Here is a 21,733-nt window from a genome sequence, read left to right as displayed (position 1 = left end):
GAATCCTAAATGGGGAAAACTCTTCAAAAGATAAAGGTTTCAACAGTAAATGAGATGCCAAAAAATCTGGGGAAAACAGTAACGATAGGATCACATGAAATTGCTCTTTTTCATTTAGCAAATGGTGAATTCCGAGCTATTGAAAATCGTTGCCCACATAAAGGTGGAGTACTGGTGGAAGGTATTGTGAGTGGTGATCACGTCTTTTGCCCGATGCATGACTGGAAAATCAGTGTCGTGAATGGAGAAGTCCAAAAACCTGATAATGGCTGCGTAAAGACATTCAATGTTGCAATAGAAAATGGGGATGTATATATTGTTCTATAAAAATGCATGTAAAACATTGGTATAGAAAATGAGAAATATTGGTGAATAAATATAACCCGTTACTGGATAGTCTTTTATAGGACTATCCATTTTTCTTTCTTTGAGGAGCTATGAACTAAATTTTCACTTCAAATGACTGTATTCCTCACAAAGTAATTGATAAATATTTCCAAAACAAATATACTTTCTAGTAAAGGATAGACTTTATTGACCGAATGCAAGTAAGCGATTTCAATAACGTTCGAAAATTTCCACAATTGAATAAGTTATAGGGGAAAGGTTGGCGTTTTTATGAAAAAATTATCTATTGGCGTTTTTACCTTCATGCTGTATTTCGTTCCATTATCAAGTACTTCACCCGGATCAGCAGAAGTAAAACCAGATTACAAGCTTTATGTGATGGCCCCATTGGGTGAAATAACAGATTGGGATGTATTTGAAGCAAAGTTGATTCAGTTGAAGGAAAATGGAGTATACGCAATAACGACAGATATCTGGTGGGGATTGGTCGAGAGTAAAAAAGATAATCAATTTGATTGGTCTTATTATAAAAAATATGGGGAGACAGTGAAAGCTTCCGGTTTAAAATGGGTGCCCATTTTATCTACACATCAATGCGGCGGTAATGTGGGAGATGATTGTAACTATCCCATCCCGAGTTGGCTTTGGAATATAGACTCTGCCGAAAACATGGCATTCAAGAGTGAAAGTGGTTACTGGAATAAGGAGGTACTTGCTCCTTGGTGGGAAGGTACAGCTGATCAATACGAAGAATTGTACAAATCCTTTGCAAAAAACTTTGCTGATGAGAAGGATTTAATAGCTAAAATATATCTAAGTGCAGGTCCAGCTGGGGAACTAAGATATCCCTCCTATCAAAATGCAGATGGCTGGGAATATCCTGAAAGGGGACAGCTTCAAGCTTATACAGAAGGGGCGAAACGGGATTTCAGGCTTACCATGAGAGAGAAGTATTCAACGATAAAAAAATTAAATGCTGCTTGGGGAAAAAATTATAAAAACTGGAGGGAGATTCAGCCGCCAGGTAACGGGGATGAATTTTTCACAAGAGGAGGAGCAGTCGACACACAATTTGGAAAAGATTTCATGCAGTGGTATCAAGGTGCACTTGAAAAACATCTTTCAAAAATCTCGAAATTTGCCCATAAACATTTTGATGAAGTCTTCGGCGTACCAATCGGAGCTAAAATCTCAGGTGTCCATTGGAAAATGAACGATCCAGTACTGCCGCATTCAGCAGAATATAGTGCAGGGTACTATAACTACTCCCAACTACTGAATCAGTTTAAGAAATCCAATATGGCCCTCACGTTCACCTGTTTGGAAATGGGAGATCAAGACGCACATAATGCACCATCATATAGTGCTCCTAAAACGTTGGTGACCCATATTGCCACTTTAGCCAATCAAAAAGGAATTTCATTAAACGGGGAAAACGCACTCCCACTGATCAATAATGAATGGGGCTTTGACAATATAGCAGAAATGGTTTTTAACTATGATTTTGAGGGCTTTACCTTGCTAAGGATGTCATATTTATTCGATGATGAAGGAAATCCAACAAATGAGTTAAGGATGATGGCAGATAAATTGGAAGGCAAATCGATTCCAGTTACATTCACAGTTGAAAATGTACCTTCCACACAGGGAGTCTACTTAATTGGGGATAGAGGAGAAATAGGCCGATGGAATCCAGAAGATTACGAATATAAACTCACACAAAATAAAGAAGGCAGCTGGAGCGGAACATTCCGTTTAGCCGCGGATCGATACTATGAATTCAAGTTCGTAATAAAAGATGAAAATGGCAATATTACTTGGCAAGATGGAGAAAATAATAGTTATAAAACTCCTTTGAGTGGAATAGGAAACTATAAAACTTCATGGTAGATGGTTATATATAGGATCCTGTCGAAATGATGTCTTAAGTTTTATGACTAACTAAGAAGGGATTGCGGGAAGAATATAAGGTATTGAAAGCTTATCATCACAAGTTATCTCTACTATTTTTTGAAATGAATACAATGCAAAAACCATCTCCTGTGTAGAAGTACCAATTGAGCAAATTATCCAAATGAATAAAACCTCGATAAAAAATGGGGAAAATATTATTTAATACTTAATTGACCTGTACTTTCATTAAATAGACATGTGGACTATTTTTAGGAAAAACAATAAGAAAGGGAGGAATTGATACAAATGAAAACAATGATTACATGGACAGGGGAAATGGCCTTTTCTGGCACAACTCCGTCAGGACATGAAATAAAGATCGATGCTGCCGAAGAAGTAGGAGGAAAAAATAGTGGAGCAAGACCCACAGAGTTACTGTTACATTCCCTTGCCGGGTGCACAGGAATAGATATTGTAATGATTTTGAAAAAAATGCGATTTGAAACAATGGCCTTTCAAATAGAAATAGAAGGGTCACGGGCAGAAAACCATCCAAAACGTTTTACCGATTTTAATATCCACTATTTATTGGAGGGGGAACTGCCTGAAGATAAAGTGGTCCGTGCGATTCAATTGTCGAAAAATACCTACTGTTCAGTATATCACTCATTAAATGCCAACATTAAAATGAGCTATTCAATAAATGGAGTTAAAGGAAAACAAGAAATCTAAGCACTATCATTTATGAGTAAATTGTTATTAGATTTATCGTTTAAGAAAGGCAGCCTTCATTTCCTTAAAGAAATGGAGGCTGTTTTTGACTGGAATGAACGTTTTATAGAATGAATCTTTTTGTTTGTACAGTCAGTAAAGAGGTAACAAATATTAAAATATTTCAATAAGTCACATTAAAAGCTATGCACAAAAGTGACAACTGCAGAATCAATTCCTCTTAATGTTAATACAAGGCGTATTTCCCTAGGACATTAAATAATCAACTCTTTTCTCCAGTAAAGAAAATATTTACCTTCAAATTGTTTTTCAGGAAAGCTCACATCCCATTGTCCTGAACCATTTATCGGAATATATGGGTTTATTTAGTCACCAAGTAATCAAAATGTAATCGTTTGTCATTGGAATACCCTTGATGTTAAGAGTTTATCCATATAAACTTTATATATTATTGAGGAGTGGTTAAGTTGAAAGAGATAACAATTGACAAATTAATTTTTAAAAATCATTTATCGATGATTGAACAATATTCATTGAAAGATTTCATGTTTAAGTGGCTCGGCAGCCCCGACGAAGGATTAGATGATTTTCTTCCACTTAAATACACAGATGAAGTCTTTGCAAAAATGGAAACGACATTGGAAACAAAAATAAAGATCCACGGTGATGAGACCTTCAGATATGTCACCATTACGGAAGATAACCAAATTGTAGTAGGTGGCTTAGACTCGAATCAAGAGTTAAAGTTTAGAATTTTGTCCTTGGAGGAGCGTTTGAAAAGCTACTAATGGCTTTGCATGGCATGCTTTCAAGAATGAATCATATTTTCAGATAAAAATAAGGCCGTCCATATCATTTAGGAGATGGCCTTATTTTTGTTATTTAATAATTACCCTCCCCTTAGACTTTGAACTGTACTCGAAAGTAAAAGGAAGCTGTCGATAATTAAAATTAATCATATTTTTTAATCCAAGCCAGTAATATTAGACTTAAGTGAGGTTTTTCTCTTGTTCGTTGTAATCCTAACCTTCCAAATGCTTCGGTGAGCGTGTAACTCTTTCATTCGTGAAATGTTTGGATTTATTTTACAATATAAAAACGATTATTGATTTGTCTTAGTGTATTATAGTAATGGAGTGGATTAAAACACTTGAGGGGGAATTGTGATGGGCGAAACGTTAGCGAGTTCAATCAAAACGCTTTTGAAAGAAACGTTTGAGGGACCCGGAAATGATGGGAGCTATTATACTGAATCAAGACCGAATACAGGGGTTTTTGGGACACTTGATGGTTTAACCGCAAAAGACGCTTCACTTTCCATAAATGGATCGACTATAGCTGCTCACTCAGACCACATACGATATTATTTATGGGTGATCCGCACAATGATCAGTGGCGCAGACTTTGAAAAAGATTGGGGCGCAAGCTGGACCATTGCTGCTGTTGATGAGGTGAAATGGGCTGAAATCAGGGAAGGATTACATAAAGAATATGTAACTCTATTGGCAGAAATCGATTCAATCGATTTAGAGGAATGGCTGACAAATGTAAATGCGACCATTGCCCACTCTGCTTATCATCTGGGAGCGTTACGGCAAATGATAAAAAGCCTTGAAAACGAAAAATAATCTTGAGGGTTTGAAAATGATTTCCTCTCCACTCTCCAGGCACCTCTTTCCGCGGACGGTCCGCCCTCGGCGCTCTTTGTGCATGTGGAGGCTCGTACCTTCCGTTCCAATCGACTGGACTTTTTTAAAATGAAAAAACTGTAAGCGGGTCTCATTTCGAACTTGTTTAAGACTAGTTTATCCTTTAAGTTTTTTACTTTGAAGAAATTTGTGACACTCCTGCCATAACTGGCTTGCCAAGACCCCACAGACGCTTACGGCGAGGAGGGCTTGAGCAGACAGTCGGCGGAAAGGGAGCGTATTTCTGAATCAACTGGCTCTTTTTTTGGCAAACCCAGCAAATGTTGCTGGGTTTATATTTATTTCGTTAAGGAGCTAATGTAGCGTTTTTAAGCATGAGAAAGAAATAGAAGAAGCTCTACTTTAATTTTAATCCAACAATGCAAAATCCAGGTTAGGACAGGTTATTCATTCAGAAACACATACCCATTTTGTTGGTTATTGTTGGATTGTGTCAGATTATCCTAAGAAACTTTTACATTTTAAAGGGTTCAAGTCGTAATTGGAGAAGTATTATTATCATGATGTTTTTTAGCCGAGGAATACTGACTGCATGAATTTCAACGTAAAAGGAGGGCTCTTAATTAAAAAACAGCTGTTTAAACTAAGTATATTTTGCTTTATATTCTTTGTTCAAACATTATGGTCTCCCGCTGTTTTTGCTGAACAAAAAACATTTATAATTGCTGGAGAAAGTGCTCTTGCTCCATTTTCATTTGAAAATGAAGCTGGTGAGCTGACAGGGATTAATATTGATTTAATGGAGGAAATAGCAAAATATAATGGCGTAGATTTCAAATATATTCCGATGGGGATGCAAGAAGCGGAAAAAGCCTTAAGTAATGGAACAATTGATGCAATTGTTGGAAGCACCTATAATACCGAAAAAGATAACCAACTTGATTTCACTCAATCCTATTTTACAATGTCCCAATCAATAATCATTCCTAGTAAAAGGAAACAGGATATTCATACGTTAACGGATTTACGTGATTCACATGTTGTCCTTGACTATAACACTCCAGTAATCAGTACATTTCTCAATATGAGGAATACAAATTTAACGACCGTTTCGAATCAATACTCGGGTATTTTAACATTATTGAACAACCGTGCAGATGTATTCATCGGAAACAAATGGACTGCAGGCTTCTATTTGAAAAAGTTCCGCCAAGAAAAGAATTATATCATTCTCGATGAAGTCATTGAACCCGCGGATTATACGATAGCAGTGAAAAAAGGGAATCAATCGCTTCTTTTCATGATGGACAATACACTCACAGAACTTAAAGCAAACCGAAATATCAACGGGATAATCGATAAATGGGTCATGCCACAGTCCAATCAAAAAATTGCCAGGCTGGAGCAATTCATATTCTGGTTGATCATAATCTTAACTGCGGTAGCACTTATCCTTCTAATCATTTACATATGGAATCAGAAGCTAAAAAAATCCGTTCATAACCAGACGTTGAAATTACATTTATTAAATAAGGATTTAGAGAAACAACGGCAAAACATCGCAAATGGTAAAGCGTTCAAAGATCAAATCTTAAACAATATCAATACTGGAATCATAACATTCGATCTCGATTTCATGATTACCAGCTGCAATGCAAAGGCTTCGGACATTCTCAACATTTCCAAGGAAATGATTCTGAATCTTATGAATCATTCGCAATTAATGAAGAATTTCGAAGCTTTCAATCAAGAACAGAATGAGGATAATCGTACGGGTACTTTTCGGATCTTGGTATTTAATGAGGAAAATGAACAGAAGGTGATTTCCTATTCGATGCATAAGATGTTCAATTCTGAAGAAATGCAAACCGGATACTTACTTTCCATGAATGATGAGACTGAAAAGAAAACATTGGAGAAAAAATTGGTCACACAAGAAAAGCTGCACGCTCTTGGACAACTAGTTGCAGGTGTCGCACATGAAATCAGGAATCCTTTAACATCTATCAAAACATTCATAGATTTACTTCCGAGTAAATATGATAACCCCCAATTCCGACAAGTGCTAATGGAACACTTGCCTACTGAAGTAAACCGACTGAATGCGATCGTTACCGATTTAATTGAATATGCACGTCCGCGCCCGCCAAATATAACGAATTGCTACGCACATGAACTTATATCATTACTTGCTTTTCATAAGGTGACAATGGAAAAGAAACAAATAAATTTCGAGCAGACGATTGATGATGACCTTATATTTTATATAGATTTACAACAAATTCACCAGGTTCTTTTAAACTTGGTGTTAAATTCGATTCATGCTGTTGAAGAAACCGAGGAAAAGAACATTAAAATCACAATTGATAAAGAGAACGAAAAGACAGGGCGGATTACCATATCCGATACGGGGAAAGGGATGAAACAGGAGGAACTGAACCATATTTTCGAACCTTTTTTCACAAATAAAGAAAAGGGAGTCGGTTTGGGGCTTACGTTATCTTATAGGCTAGTTAAGGAAAATAACGGAGATATCCATGTGAAAAGTTATCCTAATTCAGGAACGAAATTCATCATTTTACTACCTTTATATATCGAATAGAAGCTTGGAAGGAGGAGGAGTAATATGAAAATGCATGTATTGGTGATCGATGATGAACCTGCTATTTGCACCGCTCTTAGCTTTGCCTTGGAAGATTCTTATCAAGTCGTTACAACAACGGACCCGGATGAAGGTCTTCGAAAGATCGACAATCAGCCTTTTGATATTGTTTTACTTGATCTTAGAATAGGAAATAAAAGTGGACTTGATGTCCTACAGAAAATCAAACAAATAGCACCTAACGTGACAATCATCATGATGACTGCCTATTCATCCATAGAAACTTCCATCGAGGCCATAAAAAAAGGGGCCTACTACTATATTGAAAAGCCAATTAATATAGAAGAACTTTCTTTGCTCTTGATGAGGGCAGCCGAATTCAAACAGATGTCCAATCAATTGGAGACTTTACATGAAGAATTAGAGATTCAAAAGAGATTTGGTAATTTTCTTGGTAACAGCAAGGCGATGCAGCGTATTTTTTCAATGATCGAAAGAGTGAAAGATATTGATTCAAGTGTTCTTATCACGGGTGAAAGTGGAACTGGAAAAGAGCTGGTAGCCCGAAACATCCATACACTAGGAAGAAGGAAAAACAACCCCATGCAGATTGTCAATTGTGCAGCAATTCCTGAGATGCTGCTGGAATCTGAATTGTTCGGTTACGAGAAGGGAGCATTTTCCGGTGCAACTCAGAGGAAGGAAGGGAAATTCGTTGCTGCTAATGGAGGCATCCTTTTTCTGGATGAGATTAGTGAAATGCCACTTCCTCTTCAAGCCAAATTATTACGGGTATTACAGGAACGGGAAGTGACGCCTCTGGGATCCAATACAAAAATCTCACTGGATGTCCGTATTATAAGTGCAGCCAATAAAAACCTGGAACAAATGGTGATGGAAGGGGAATTTAGGGAGGATTTGTATTTTAGGCTAAATGTCATTCCCATCTCCATGCCGCCTTTAAGAGATAGAAAAGAAGATTTACCGATCCTTATGGATTATTTTATAAAAAAGCATGCTAGGGATATGAATCGTGAAGATAAGACGTTCTCGGCAACCGCACGTCGAATTTTACTGGATTATCATTACCCTGGGAATGTCCGTGAGCTTGGTAACATTATAGAATATGCTGTTGCCCTATCAAACTCGAAAAGCATGGAAGATACCGATTTGCCGCAATATGTTCAAGAACAGAAGTTCATTCTCCAGCCGGATGGCAATGACGATGATTTTAACAGTTTCAGGATTCCTATTGGCATATCTATGAAAGAAATAGAGGAAAAAGTTATAACGGCCACTCTTCAATACTGTAAAAATCATCGGCAAAAAACAGCTCAAATTCTAAAAATTTCAGAAAGAAGCCTTCGGGATAAAATTAAGCTCATTTCAAAAGAAGAATAAAAGACTTATAGGGGGAACCGGCATTTTTTTCTGGGTAACCGGCAAAAATTGCCGGTTTAAACGGGTATTCCAAACAATAAATCGGCAGGATTTGCGTTTTAAAGCAGAAAATCGACTTGGCATGATATTTGCATCTAAGTACATTAAGAAAGGAGGGCCACGATGAAAAATGGAGCACTCTTTATAAAAGTCGCTTTGTTATTTTGTTTCATGACAGGATGTTCTTTTATGAATGAGCAGCAGGAAATATCCAAACCTGCTACTACCTTGATTCAGAGTCAATTAACTTCTGAAGGACAGGATTTAAATAATAGGCTGCTAATCATTGCAACCGGAGATATGACAGGTGTTTATTTTTCATTAGGAAAAAGATTGTCAAACATGTATGAAAAATATAATGGAGCTGTTTCAGGAACCCAGGTAACCCATGCTTCCATCGAAAATACTGAATTGGTTAGCCGCCATCGGGCAGAAATTGGTTTTACCACAGTGGATGTACTTGATTTGCCTGAAACGGATAAATCCAAGTTAAGAGCTTTAACGGCCCTATATTCCAATTATGTTCAAATTGTTACTACTAAACAAAATGATATTGATTCCTTAGAAGATTTAGTTGGTAAACGCATTAGTGTGGGTACGACAGGAAGCGGTACAAGGCTTATTGCAGAACGGATACTGTTAGAATCTGATTTGCCGACCGATCAATTGAATTTATCCTATCTTTCTTTTTCTCAATCAGCAGAAGCATTACGAAATGGTACCATTGATGCAGCTTTCTTTTCTTCGGGACTTCCGAATAATGAAATCGCTTTCATATCCAATCAGACGGAGCTGACTTTCATACCAATACCGGGGGCGATCATTGAACGTCTTCAAAAACAATATGGAGGTTATACTCATAATGAAATTCCCAGAGATACATACAAGGGAATGAAAAAAAATGTCCAAACGATATCAATTAAAAATGTCCTGGTAACCTACAAGGAAATGTCTGACCCGCATGCTTACAATCTTGTGAAAACATTATATGAACATCTGCCTGAACTGCAGCAAACACATCCGGCGGCTTCTGATATTTCAATAGAGGAAGCAACCAAACAAGTTCCAATGGATTTTCATTCAGGGGCCATGAATTATTTTACTGAACAAGGAATGATTGAAAATCAATGAAAAACGGGAGGTAATGACTTTGAAAAAACTAATATGTCTTTTATCGATAATCGCATTGATCGCACTTGCGGGGTGTGGTAATCCTACTCCGCAAAAGCCGGGGGAATCTGTTCAAACGAGTACAGGTGAAAAAGGGGAGAAGAAAATAACGATAGCCGGTAATGGCGGGGTCATCGAAAGCGCCATCCGAGATGTGATCGCTCCAAAGTTCAAAGAAGAAACGGGAATCACTGTTAATTATATTTCCGGTTTATCAGGTGAAATCCTTTCTAAAGTGGAATTACAGAAGAACGCTCCGCAAATAGATGTTGCCCTTTTTGTACCGGTTGATGTAATACGCGCTAAGGAGAAGGAACTGATCGTACCAATTGATGAGTCCAATGTTCCCAATATGAAATCGGTGGATCCCCGATTCATTCCGATTGAAAATGCTGCCGCGCCAGCATTCGGCTTAGTCATTGCACCAGCTTATAATACGGAAACCTTTAAAAAGAAAGGGTTAAAATCAATTGAATCATGGAATGATCTTGTCTCCCCGGATTACGAGGGTAAAACGGCATTTTCAGATATTACGAATGACTGGGGTTTCAATACCCTTAATGGTCTGGCGATTGCAAACGGCGGCAGCACGGAAGACATGGAACCAGGTCTTGAAAAGGCAAAAGACCTTGCAGGATACTCCAATACATTTTATAAAAACTCAACGCAAATGATGCCAGCTATCCAACAGGGAGCTGCTGACGTAACAGTCATGGGTAGTTATTCCATAGGTGAACTAGCCGTTTCAGGAATTCCTATTAAGATGGCGGTGCCTAAAGAAGGTGTGCCGCTTCAAGCTTTCAGCGCTGGTCTAGTGAAGAATACGCCTAATAGCAAAGAAGCCCTAGAATTCATCAACTATGTAGTCAGTGAAGAAGCACAAGCACTAATTTCCGAAAAAGGATTTTATCCGACGGTGGAAGGCATGAAAATCCCAGAGAAATATGAAGAGTCAATCGGCCTTAAAGCAAGTGATAAAACATTCAAACCTGATTTCGCCAAGTTTGCAGAAATCCGTGCTGAGGTGTCAGACAGATGGGCGAAAGAGGTTACTCCTGAATTAGGGAAAAAACTCAAATAATAAGGAGCGTGTTGATCACATGGAAGTATTAAAAAAAGATATGGAAATTAATAGACAACACCTGGAGGCAGTTCAGGGGGTTGGGTCAAATAAAAATGATGTAGAGATAAAAGGAGCGTTTAAACAATTTGGCTCGAATGTGGTCCTGAATGGTATTGATCTGGAGGTGAAACAAGGAGAGTTACTCACTCTTCTTGGGCCTTCAGGGTGCGGAAAGTCCACAACCTTGAACCTCATTGCAGGATTCCTCGATGCAGACCGGGGAGAGGTCCATATTAAAGGAAATAATGTTACGAAGGTTCCTCCTTATAAGAGAGATTTAGGCATGGTTTTTCAAACGTATTCACTTTTTCCCCATATGACAGTCTATGAAAATTTAAGCTTTGGCTTGAAGCTGCGCAAGGTCGGTAAAGCTGAACAAAAAAAGAAGATAAGTAAAGCGCTTGAATTAGTGAAAATGTCAGGATTGGAGAATCGTTATCCAAGAGAATTATCAGGAGGTCAGCGTCAGCGTGTTGCGATTTCCAGGGCACTTGTAGTTGAACCGGAGCTCCTTTTGCTGGACGAACCGCTTTCAAACCTTGATGCAAAACTGCGCCATGAACTTAGGGCCGAGATAAAGCGATTACAAAAGGAAATTGGCGTAACGACCATTTTTGTGACCCATGATCAAGAAGAAGCACTTTCCATGTCTGATCGAGTCGTGGTGATGAATGCAGGGAAAATTGAACAAATCAGTACTCCGACTGATATTTACAATCATCCCAAGACAGAATTCGTCTTTCAATTCATCGGTAAATCGAATTGTTTTGAAGGGAATGTCTCTGCTGTGGACAAGCGGAAAGTGTCAGTCAAGATAGGTTCTGATATCACACATGTAGACGCAGATAATATCATGGGAAATGATAATGATTTGAAAACCGGAGATGAGGTGAAGCTTTATATTAGACCAGAAAAACTGCAAATTTTTTCTGCGGATGACACCTCCTTATCACATTTGGATTTCCATCGTGCCAAGATTAGCCAAATTAACTATCTTGGTACCTCATGGGAAATCAATGTTCTATTACAGAGTAAAAGTATACAAGTATTGACTTCCGCTTTTGATTCATCATGGCAAAATGGAAGTGAGGTGTTGATAGGATGGAGCCCATCAGAAGTTATGTTAGTCAAGAAATAGAACGGGAAAAGAATCCGATTGAGCCGCAAAAGGAACCTAAAATCAAGAAAAGGAAGGTCTGGGTGCCGGGATTACTCCTTTTAACGCCGATTCTACTTTTCATATTTGGTTTCTTCGTCATACCGATGTTATACATTTTATATTTAAGCTTCATCTCCACTGATAATCTTGGAGGAGCGGATGCCGTTTATAGCCTAAAAAACTATACACAATTATTTTCCGATAGCTATTACTTATCATCTTTGTGGCTGACAGTGAAAATCAGCTTATATTCGGTCTTGGTTGCTTTATTTCTTGGATATCCGGTAGCTTTGACGATGGCCAAAAGTTCAGCGCGGATCAGAGGGTATATCACTCTCTTGATCGTGTCACCACTCCTTGTAAGTATAGTGGTCCGTAATTTTGGCTGGTACCTCTTGCTATTACCTAATGGAACGATTAATCAAACCCTGATGGCCCTTGGCATAATAGATGCACCATTGAAGCTATTGTTTTCGGAAATCGGAGTTGTAATTGGACTATCCAATGCATATCTACCTTTCATGATCTTATCCATCGTTGCCAGCTTATATAATATTGATCCTTCCCTGGATAAGGCAGGAGCCATACTTGGGGCAAGCCCATTCAGAAGGTTCTTTTCCATTACATTGCCGCTAAGTATCCCTGGTATAGTATCTGGTTGCATTCTTGTATTCAGTTTGTCAATGAGTGCTTATGTTACGCCTGCACTTATGGGGGGAGCCAATGTGCCCGTGATGCCTGTTGTCATCTATGATCAAATAAATAACCTGCTGCATTGGACATTCGGATCTGCTCTTTCTTATATTCTATTAGCCACCACCGTCATATCAGTAGCCGTCTTTACCAGAGTGTTTGAAAAAGGGAAATTCAAGGAGGTATTCCGATGATGAAAACGTTTGGCGGCCTTCGGATTGCCGTAGCCGTGTTGGCGATTATTTATATCTTGATCCCGCTCATTGTCGTTATTCCCGCTTCTTTTACAAGTGCCAATTATCCAAGTTTTCCGGCAGAAGGTTTCTCACTGCAATGGTATGGCAAGATCTTGGAGCGTCCAGAATTTTTGGAAGCATTTTTGAATAGTGCGAAATTTGCAGCATTAGCTGCCCTATTCTCCGTCATATTCGGAACTTTGGGGGCCCTTGGCATCGCAAAGTATGATATACCGGGAAAATCATATATTACGGCCCTTTTAACTTCTCCATTAAGTGTACCGCAATTAGTCTTAGGGATTGCACTGTTAATGTACTTTACACCAATGATGCTAGCCGGTACTTCTGCCGGATTCTTGATTGCCCATATCGTCATTTGCATACCATATGTAATGCGCCTGGTATTAACCGGTCTTAGTGGATTTGATTATAATCTTGAACGGGCTGCGGCCATACTTGGAGCCAATCCATTAACAGTATTCATGAAAGTGACACTGCCGCTGATTGGGTCCGCCGCAATCTCTGGGGGATTATTCGCATTTTTGACATCATTTGATAATGTAACCGTCTCACTCTTTATGGTATCACCTGAAATGAGAACGTTGCCGATCGAGATTTTCTCGCAAATGCAGGATGCCTACAATCCGATTGTTGCTTCCGTGTCAAGCGTGGTTATATTCATATCAGTTCTTCTAATCGTCATACTTGAAAAAATTCAAGGTGTCGGAAAAGTTTTTGGTGGTTCTCATCATACAAACGGATAAAAGGATATAAGGATATGACCAATGGATCATACTGTCTAAGCTCGGTTTTTGATTTCATCTAAACGTTCCATTCAAGTGATCCAAACATCTTTTAGCAGACAATAGTGGGGCAGTCAGGATAGGGACAGAAGGATTAATTTGCTTTGCAACATGCTCCATACTATATTGTGAAAGCAAAATCACTTCTGTCTTTCCATCTAATTGTTTCACCATCTTTTTAACCCGATCGTCATGCTCCTTTCTTCTTCCTTGAGACAATAAATGGATGATCCCGGGATCCACCAAAGATACGATCTTACAGTCCGGATTCTTATCTAATAAATAATTTTGAAGGGCGATGGGTGTTTCTTTTACGGTTGAAATCAGGCCGATGGTAGTATAGCGAAGTGCTTCATCAAGCATGGCCTCATCTGAACGAAATAACTTTACAGGGTAAAGAGGTTGTAAAATTGAAGTGATTCCATTAAAAGCAGAGCAAGTAAGTTGGATGCATGAAACGCGAGAATCATAGGCTAAATTCACTAATGCAGAAAAGCGGCGAATGATTTCCGGAGTTAACTTGCCGCTCTTTTCCATCAAGGCGAGAAGTCCCGTGTCCATGAAATGAAGGAGTTCAATGTTTGGAGCAACTGTCTGAAAGGCCCTTTCTATTGGTTTTAGTGCAGTTGTGGTTGCGTGAATCAATGCGATTTTCAATAAAAACCCTCCTTTATTCTTCATCATTATATCTAGCTGAATCATAAAATTCCATTATATTACATGCAAATGATGCTTTTCCCATTTACTATAATCATGAACGGAAGTGAGAAGCATGGAGAAAGAAGCCTTACATGACCTTAGTCAGGTAATTCCAGGTGATAGAATGTTCCTTGATTTAGCAGAAAGGTATTGTTATAGCTATGACGCTTCATTTGGGGAATTTTTACCTGAAGTCGTGATACAGCCCAAAAACGCCGAAGAAATCAGTGAAGTGGTTAAATTGGCTAATATACACAAAATACCTGTTTACCCTAGAGGATCTGGTACTTCGCTAAGTGGCGGCCCTTTACCAGTTAAAGGGGGGATGGTTCTTGATATGACCCTTTTACGAGATAAATTGATCATCGATCGGGAAAATATGCTTGCCATTGTCTCTCCGGGTGTGATTACGGCAAATATCCATAAAAAGGCGGAAGAAGCCGGCTTGTTCTATCCTCCAGATCCAAGCAGTTCAAATGTTGCCACAATAGGCGGGAATCTATTGGAAAACTCCAGCGGTCCAAAGGGATTGAAATACGGAACGACCAAAGAATATGTGATAGGCCTTGAGGTGGTCACCCCAACGGGAGAAATCATCTGTACTGGCGGAAAGACCGTGAAAAATGTAACAGGGTATGATTTGACCCGATTGATCGTAGGATCGGAAGGTACCTTGGGCATCGTTACAGAGGCAATCATTCGTTTAATCCCAAAACCGCAAGCTAAACAAACCTTTGTTGCCCACTTCAATCATTTGATTGACTCCGGCCATGCCATTACCAGCATATTATCGTCAGGAATTCTACCATCAGCCCTGGAATTGATGGATAATGCGTGTATCCGTGCTGTTGAAAGCTATCGACCTTCTGGCTTGCCTCTTCAAGCAGAAGCCATCCTTATCATAGAAATAGATGGTCACCCTTTGGCGATTGAGGAAGAAATAATTAAATGCGCCGATTTATGCAGGGCAAAGGGTGCTTCCTACGTCAAGATAGCGGAGACAGAGGAAGAACGCCAAACTATTTGGAGTGCGCGTAAATTGGTTTCCCCGGCCATTACACAAATGGGTCCTACAAAGATTTCTGAAGACGCGACTGTTCCACGCAGTCAAATTCCGGCGATGATGGAGAGATTAAACCGAATCCGGGAGAAATACGGGTTGAACTTGGTTGTTTTTGGTCATGCAGGAGATGGGAATTTGCATCCGAACATCATTACTGATAAACGAAATATTACGGAAATGAAAAAAGTGGAGCTTGCAGTCAGTGAAATTTTTGAAGCCGCAATTGAACTAGGCGGAACACTTTCCGGTGAACATGGAATCGGTACATTAAAGTCACCATATATGGAAATGGAATTAGGTATAACAGGGGTGAATATGATGAAAAAAATTAAAGAAGCCTGGGATCCCAATAATATCCTTAATCCAGGAAAGATTTTTCCTGATAAGGGCCAGACAAGGGTCGTGTTGGTTACATGAACCTACCCGTCAAAGTGAACGAGACAAAGGCAGCGGTCCAAAATTTATATTCAGATGCCTATGATTGGACAAACCAATGCGTAAAATGCGGTTACTGTTTACCGGCATGTCCTACATACGAATCAATGGGTGTAGAATCAGCCTCTCCACGTGGTCGAATCAATCTAGTGAAAATGGCGGCCGAAGGGAAAATAGATTTCCAAAAAGATTTAGCTGAACCGATCGACCTATGCTTAGGCTGTCGTGCTTGTGAAACCGCATGTCCTGTTGGTGTGCCATACGGACATATACTGGAAGCGGCAAAAGAAGCCATTGAAAACTCCGCGCCAACAAACCAAAAAACTAAAATGACGAAGATCAAAAAACTGGCATTGGTTCATCTTTTCCCATATCCAAAACGAATGAATAGGATTGGGAGTGCAGTCCATCTTTATCAAAAAACAGGGTTATCCAAACTTATCCGGACATCCAATGTACTGCATAAAGTTTCACCTGCCCTTGGACATTTAGAACAAGCACTCCCTGCTATCGAGTCGTCCTCCAAACGAATCCGGACAGGTACGATAATACCCGCAAAAGGGGAAACGAAATTAAGGGTGGCATTTTTTGCAGGGTGTATCATGGATTCCATGATGTCACGAATCAACCGTCTAACCATCGAGCTGCTCACCTTGGTGGGATGTGAGGTCATCCTCCCTGAAAATCAGAATTGCTGCGGTGCCCTGCATTCCCATCAAGGCGAAACAATACAAGCGCAAGCATTAGCGAAGAGGAATATCCTTGCTTTCATGGAGGCAGATGCTGATGTAATTGTAAATAACGCAGGAGGCTGCGGTGCTTCGCTTCTTGAATATGGACATCTATTGGCAGATGATCACGAATGGGCTGGAACAGCAAGGGAATTCTCAAAAAAATCGAAAGATATCAGTCAAATCCTTTATCAATTGGGTCCACTTCCCTATACTGAAGAATGGCAAGGCATCGTTTCTTATCAAGATTCCTGTCATTTACGCAATGTTCAAAAGGTCCAAAAGGAACCTCGATTATTATTGCAATCCATACCAGGAATTTCCTATGTGGAAATGGAAGGGTTTGACCGCTGCTGTGCATCTGGAGGTATATACAATCTTCTCCACTTTGATGAATCCATGAAAATTCTTGATGAAAAAATGAAGAACCTAAAAGAAACGAAAGCCACTACCGTAGTGACCGTCAACCCTGGCTGTCAAATGCAAATGAGCATTGGCATTCAAAGGGAGGGAGCAACAAACCAAATGAAAAGTATGCACCTTGTTGAAATACTTGCCAAGGCTTGCGGCCTGGATTGATAAAAAGAATACAGAAACTTCATTGGACCATTAAACGTCAGTATTTCCTGCTCTTATGCGAAAATACAGACGTTTTTATTTTTCATTTAATAATGACCATGTTAGAAACTTGATCTTACTCCATTAAAGATGTAGGTGGAAAAAGCCTTTGGAGAGCAATGATGAAGTGCAATATGTACGGATGAAAGATTGATTAACATTATTGACTAAAATGATTAAGGCAGATTTTTCTTTATCCTTATCGGGGCAGGTTAGTAAACAGTATGTTAGTTGCACGTTAGATACATATGAAAAAAAAAAACCGTTCAATTTATTGAACGGATAGAATCAAATTAGATGTGTTAGTAAATGAACTTAAATTCCTGTCTTTATGCCAAAACCTATTAAAATTAAGCCAGTTGATTTTTGGAATGCTTTCTGGAATTTGGAGTTGTTCATCCATTTTTTTGCGTAATCAATTAGATAAACAAGAAATAGAAACCACAATACCGCGAGTAAGGTTAAGATGAAGGCTAAGATAATCAATTGCTGGTTTACATTTCCGGTCAAATTGATAAATTGCGGCATGATTGTTATATAAACTAAAACGGTCTTTGGATTAAGAATATTATTAAGTAATGCTTGCATAAAGGAATCTTTATTATGCCGATTTGAATACTTTGTAGGTGTATTTGCCTGTGCTTGAATTTCTTTTAAAGAAAAAACGCTTTTAGCAAAAAAACTTTTTATCCCTAAATAAATTAAGTAGGCAGCTCCCAAATATTTGATTGTACTGAAAAGAATCACAGACTTTGCAATGACAACAGATAGTCCAAGAATAGCAATAAGCGTCCAAAAAGAAAGTCCCGTTGCCATTCCGAGAACAGTATAACGTCCCGCTTTTGGACCATAGCTAAGCGTATTTTTCACTAAGAGCATAGTATCTGCTCCTGGTATAATAACCATCATTGCAACTATTGATATGTATGTAAGTAAGCTATCCATACTATTTCTCCCTCCTCTTTTTATAGTGACTACTTAAGTAACTACTTATGTAAGTATATTAGATGATTATGGAAAACGTCAACAGATTTTGCTAAAATATCAGTTACAAAGGTAGCAACTAAGGTTGTGTTGGAGGGTTTATGAAAGAAAACATTTTAGAAACATTAAAAAACCTAAATTTTACCGAATATGAAGCGAAAGCATATCTTACCTTATTGGAAGAATCGCCATTAACAGGATATGCAGTAGCAAAAAACTCTGGTGTTCCACGTTCAAGAGTATATGAAATTCTGGACAGTCTCGCAATAAGAGGGGATATTCTGGTTAGTCCTGGAAACACACCACAGTATACTCCTGTTCCTGCAAAGGAGCTAATAAAAAACCGTCGAATGAAAGCAGAAGAGAATTTTGAACTGGCAGAAAAATCATTGGCGGAGTTTGAACGTTCTGCAAATGACCGTGAAAATATCTGGAATATCATGGGACGCAACGAAATACTCGATAAGGTAAAAGCCTGTATATTATCTGCTAAAAAAAGAATACTCTTAGAGATTTGGGAAGACGAATTCGAAGTATTAGAATCTGAACTAAGACAGGCAGCAAATAGAGGGGTCAATGTAACAATTATTGCCTATGGGGAGATCGTCTGTGATTTTGCTAAGGTTTACCTCCATTATATGGGTTATGAAATTACAGAAGAGTATGGTGGGCGATGGCTTGTTATTAGTGGAGATGACTCAGAAGTAGTAGCAGGTATTGTCTCGCTTGGTAAAGATAGCCGTGCAGCGTGGACAATGCATGTAGGTTTAGTAATGCCCATTACAGAAGTCATGATTCATGATTTGTATCTCATGGAAATCATGGAAAAACATAGAGAACTTTTAGAAGAAAGTTTTGGTGAAAACCTCGCCAATTTACGTAAAAAATTTTCTATCCATCCAGATTTCAAAAAACATTACGTGGACTAGATTTCCGCTATTTTTGTCTGTTTTTTACAACAAAAGAAAAGATACTTCACAGTCAACTATAGGGGCATGAATCCAGGCGGGATTTATGCCTTTTAATGCTGAAATTACTTATTGAGCCATAGGGTGCAGGTAAGTTGAAGAAGAAAAGCATGTGCCCCCAGCACCCGACTATTGAAGATATAGCAGTTGTGTAAGAAATTTAACTATATTAAGATATGGAAAAGGGTATAATAAGTAATGTAATAAACCATTATTGTAATCGGATTATTGTAGTATCGGATTTACATTTATGAATTTCCGGATATATACATAAAGACAGAAGGAGAAATGATTCGTTTGAATAACAAAGAAACAAAAGGTATCGAGTTACCTGCCAACTATGAGGAATTAAAAAAATCTGCCAATCGCAAATCTAATTGGAGAGAACGTTTAGATGCGATCGAAGAGTTAGGCCAGTACAAAAAATAAACAAGTAATCGATATTCTCACACATATCATGGATAGTGATTCTGTATATAAAGTTCAAGAGGCCGCCTACCGTCAATTGAAAAGATTAGGCGAAGATGTTCAATTGCCTGCAAGGAAAAAGGGCGAATTGGTTAAGGGATTAACCAAAATTTTGGTAAGGATCAAGAAGAGTTTACCAGAAAATCACACATATACTGAATTCAAAGAAAAGCTTCAGAAGATGAGAATGGATATATATGATACCTATGAGGGTGAAAAAGGAGCAGACTTTGATAAGTGGCTTGAAAACACTTGGTCAACTTTATCAAAAAGATAAAACTCCATACCAAAAATGAAAAACAATTAATATTGGATCTAGGAGCAAAATTTTTGCTCCTTTTTCTTATGTGTAAAAACTAAAATTGTAGCTGGGGTATGATAATATGTTTAAAAGAGGAAGCATTTGGCTATTTGACTAACATTTGTGACCACGGTGGACAACGTAAATACATACGAATTTAGGGGAGAAATGATGACTGATTATATAGAACTTTGGAAAGAAGCCATGGTAGATCATACCGGAAAAATACCTAACAGGCTTAAAGATGATGCAGCAGAAGAAGCCTTTTGGTCTTCCAGGGTTGAAGGGAAAAAACATCATAAAGCGGACCCTTATGCAAAACTTGTGCAACAAGAGTTACTGGCTTTATTAAATTCAGATGATCATGTATTGGAAATCGGCCCTGGCTGGGGCAATTATACATTTGATATTGCAAAAGAAGTCAGAAAGATGACTTGTATTGATAGTTCAAAAAGCATTATCAGTTTTTTGAATTCTCAGGCGAACGAAAAAGGTTTCGAAAACATAGATTTGATCCATGATAAGTGGGAAAGTGAAACGAAAAGGGACAAATATGATGTGGTATTTGGTTTTAATTGTTATTACCGTATGCAAGAAATCGGTCATACCTTATTAAAAATGAATGAGTCAGCAACCCGTTTAGTTATAGTCGGTATGACAACAGGACCAGAAAAACCTCATTATATGGAATTGAAGGAACGAGGATATAACATCAACTTAAGAAAGCGGGATTACATACACATCTTGAATGTATTGTATCAACTTGGAATACTGGCGGACTGTAAGATCGTGAAATTGAAAAGTAAAAAAATATATTCAACATATGAAGAAATGATTCGCGATAACACTACAAAAATTCTCGATGAACAATATTCCCATGATGAAGTAAAAACCATCCTTAATAAATATGTAGTGGAAAAAGAAGGAGTTTTCGAATACGAATATCCGTTTCATGCAGCTTTGATGTATTGGAATCCAAGGTGAAATTAAATACTCTAGTACCTTTTTTCCTGAATTCTTTTTGAGGTCCTTCAGGAAAAAAGGTATTTTTCTGTTGGATATTCGCAAAATATACTGAACACGCGACTAAAAACCAATAGGAAAACGGAGAGTGAATAAAAAATGAAAGAAATATCCGAAAAGAGATTTTGTGAAAATTGTAAAAAAGAGACAGTTCATACAGTAACGGAAGATGCATTAGAAATAGAATATTCCTGTAATGAGTGCAGTCGTCACCAAGAGGTTTTCAAGACATTTTTTTAGAAAGTATTCGACTTGGAAAGGAATGTTCTTTAAGTGGAAAGGTTTGAATTCAGGGAAACAATTCCACTTATTAGATTTTTTAAATTTCAGGGAAGTTTCAGGGAAGTTTCAGGAGTTGCTTACGATAAATGACGTAAGACTTAGTCTAGAAGGGTTCAAGGGGACTTTCGAAATAAAACAAATCAATAGGCATTCCTACATATTACGGATATAAAAAAGAGAAAATCGAGCTTAATTTATACAGGGGAACTGTTGAAATCATGAGATTTCCGACGAATCGGGATTAAAGTCGAAATGCTATTTCTATAAGAAGGGGGTCTTTTTTATCATGCGAAAATGATCTTTGCTTATGTTT

The 21,733-nt window shown here is 38.3% G+C and carries 18 protein-coding genes and 1 pseudogene; 17 read left to right on the top strand and 2 right to left on the bottom strand.

The window, feature by feature from the left end:
* The first annotated feature begins 9 nt into the window (after positions 1-9).
* From nirD to ABIE66_RS13770, 12 genes are all read left to right on the top strand, one after another.
* Positions 10-327 (top strand): nitrite reductase small subunit NirD, encoded by a 318-nt coding sequence (gene nirD / locus ABIE66_RS13825; RefSeq protein WP_289316353.1) that lies wholly within the window; start codon positions 10-12, stop codon positions 325-327.
* Positions 328-618: 291 nt separating this feature from the next.
* Positions 619-2,238 carry a family 14 glycosylhydrolase gene (locus ABIE66_RS13820; protein ID WP_370015113.1) on the top strand — a complete coding sequence of 540 codons (1,620 nt, stop codon included), beginning with the start codon at positions 619-621 and terminating at the stop codon, positions 2,236-2,238.
* A gap of 309 nt (positions 2,239-2,547) precedes the next feature.
* Entirely contained in the window at positions 2,548-2,973 is a 426-nt protein-coding gene (locus ABIE66_RS13815; RefSeq protein ID WP_289325135.1) for an OsmC family protein, read from the top strand.
* Positions 2,974-3,440: 467 nt separating this feature from the next.
* Positions 3,441-3,761, top strand: a complete 321-nt coding sequence (locus ABIE66_RS13810; protein WP_370015111.1) for a hypothetical protein — start codon at positions 3,441-3,443, stop codon at positions 3,759-3,761.
* Between the two features lie 378 nt (positions 3,762-4,139).
* Positions 4,140-4,601: a hypothetical protein gene (locus ABIE66_RS13805; protein ID WP_370015109.1), complete on the top strand. Its 462-nt coding sequence runs from the start codon at positions 4,140-4,142 to the stop codon at positions 4,599-4,601.
* A 613-nt stretch (positions 4,602-5,214) separates the two neighbouring features.
* Positions 5,215-7,224: a transporter substrate-binding domain-containing protein gene (locus ABIE66_RS13800; RefSeq protein ID WP_370015108.1), complete on the top strand. Its 2,010-nt coding sequence runs from the start codon at positions 5,215-5,217 to the stop codon at positions 7,222-7,224.
* 24 nt (positions 7,225-7,248) lie between these two features.
* Complete coding sequence (locus ABIE66_RS13795; RefSeq protein ID WP_370015107.1) at positions 7,249-8,625, top strand: sigma-54-dependent transcriptional regulator; 1,377 nt, start codon at positions 7,249-7,251, stop codon at positions 8,623-8,625.
* Between the two features lie 162 nt (positions 8,626-8,787).
* Complete coding sequence (locus tag ABIE66_RS13790; protein WP_370015106.1) at positions 8,788-9,795, top strand: TAXI family TRAP transporter solute-binding subunit; 1,008 nt, start codon at positions 8,788-8,790, stop codon at positions 9,793-9,795.
* Between the two features lie 13 nt (positions 9,796-9,808).
* On the top strand, positions 9,809-10,915 hold the full coding sequence (locus ABIE66_RS13785) for an ABC transporter substrate-binding protein (RefSeq protein ID WP_289325129.1): 1,107 nt from the start codon (positions 9,809-9,811) through the stop codon (positions 10,913-10,915).
* A 40-nt stretch (positions 10,916-10,955) separates the two neighbouring features.
* Positions 10,956-12,095: an ABC transporter ATP-binding protein gene (locus ABIE66_RS13780; protein ID WP_370017041.1), complete on the top strand. Its 1,140-nt coding sequence runs from the start codon at positions 10,956-10,958 to the stop codon at positions 12,093-12,095.
* The gene (locus ABIE66_RS13775) at positions 12,059-13,003 is read left to right on the top strand and encodes an ABC transporter permease (RefSeq protein ID WP_370015105.1); all 945 of its coding nucleotides are present in this window, start codon (positions 12,059-12,061) and stop codon (positions 13,001-13,003) included. Before ABIE66_RS13780 ends, ABIE66_RS13775 begins: the two co-directional genes overlap by 37 nt.
* Complete coding sequence (locus ABIE66_RS13770; RefSeq protein ID WP_370017040.1) at positions 13,003-13,809, top strand: ABC transporter permease; 807 nt, start codon at positions 13,003-13,005, stop codon at positions 13,807-13,809. Before ABIE66_RS13775 ends, ABIE66_RS13770 begins: the two co-directional genes overlap by 1 nt.
* 54 nt (positions 13,810-13,863) lie before the next feature.
* Here the strand turns inward: ABIE66_RS13770 and ABIE66_RS13765 are convergent, their stop codons facing one another.
* Positions 13,864-14,505, bottom strand: a complete 642-nt coding sequence (locus ABIE66_RS13765; protein ID WP_370015104.1) for a hypothetical protein — start codon at positions 14,503-14,505, stop codon at positions 13,864-13,866.
* A gap of 115 nt (positions 14,506-14,620) precedes the next feature.
* On the opposite strand from ABIE66_RS13765, the gene ABIE66_RS13760 reads away from it, so the two are divergent.
* Both ABIE66_RS13760 and ABIE66_RS13755 read left to right on the top strand, forming a co-directional pair.
* Positions 14,621-16,027, top strand: a complete 1,407-nt coding sequence (locus ABIE66_RS13760) for an FAD-binding oxidoreductase (protein ID WP_370015103.1) — start codon at positions 14,621-14,623, stop codon at positions 16,025-16,027.
* Positions 16,024-17,355, top strand: coding sequence for a (Fe-S)-binding protein (locus tag ABIE66_RS13755; protein WP_370015102.1), 1,332 nt, complete (start codon positions 16,024-16,026; stop codon positions 17,353-17,355). The genes ABIE66_RS13760 and ABIE66_RS13755 overlap by 4 nt, the downstream gene beginning before the upstream one ends.
* A gap of 354 nt (positions 17,356-17,709) precedes the next feature.
* Here the strand turns inward: ABIE66_RS13755 and ABIE66_RS13750 are convergent, their stop codons facing one another.
* Entirely contained in the window at positions 17,710-18,339 is a 630-nt protein-coding gene (locus ABIE66_RS13750; protein ID WP_370015101.1) for a homoserine/threonine efflux transporter, read from the bottom strand.
* Between the two features lie 140 nt (positions 18,340-18,479).
* Here ABIE66_RS13750 and ABIE66_RS13745 point away from each other — a divergent pair, with 140 nt between their 5' ends.
* From ABIE66_RS13745 to ABIE66_RS13735, 3 genes and pseudogenes are all read left to right on the top strand, one after another.
* Positions 18,480-19,307: a TrmB family transcriptional regulator gene (locus ABIE66_RS13745; RefSeq protein WP_370015100.1), complete on the top strand. Its 828-nt coding sequence runs from the start codon at positions 18,480-18,482 to the stop codon at positions 19,305-19,307.
* Between the two features lie 336 nt (positions 19,308-19,643).
* Positions 19,644-20,091, top strand: a pseudogene (locus tag ABIE66_RS13740) (HEAT repeat domain-containing protein).
* Between the two features lie 195 nt (positions 20,092-20,286).
* Positions 20,287-21,099 (top strand): methyltransferase domain-containing protein, encoded by an 813-nt coding sequence (locus tag ABIE66_RS13735; RefSeq protein ID WP_370015099.1) that lies wholly within the window; start codon positions 20,287-20,289, stop codon positions 21,097-21,099.
* Positions 21,100-21,733 lie beyond the last annotated feature (634 nt).

The sequence above is a fragment of the Peribacillus sp. B2I2 genome, from assembly GCF_041261685.1.
Taxonomy (GTDB): Bacteria; Bacillota; Bacilli; order Bacillales; family DSM-1321; genus Peribacillus.
Note: the sequence above shows the minus strand (reverse complement) of the source record. Positions and strands in the feature narration are given on the sequence as shown.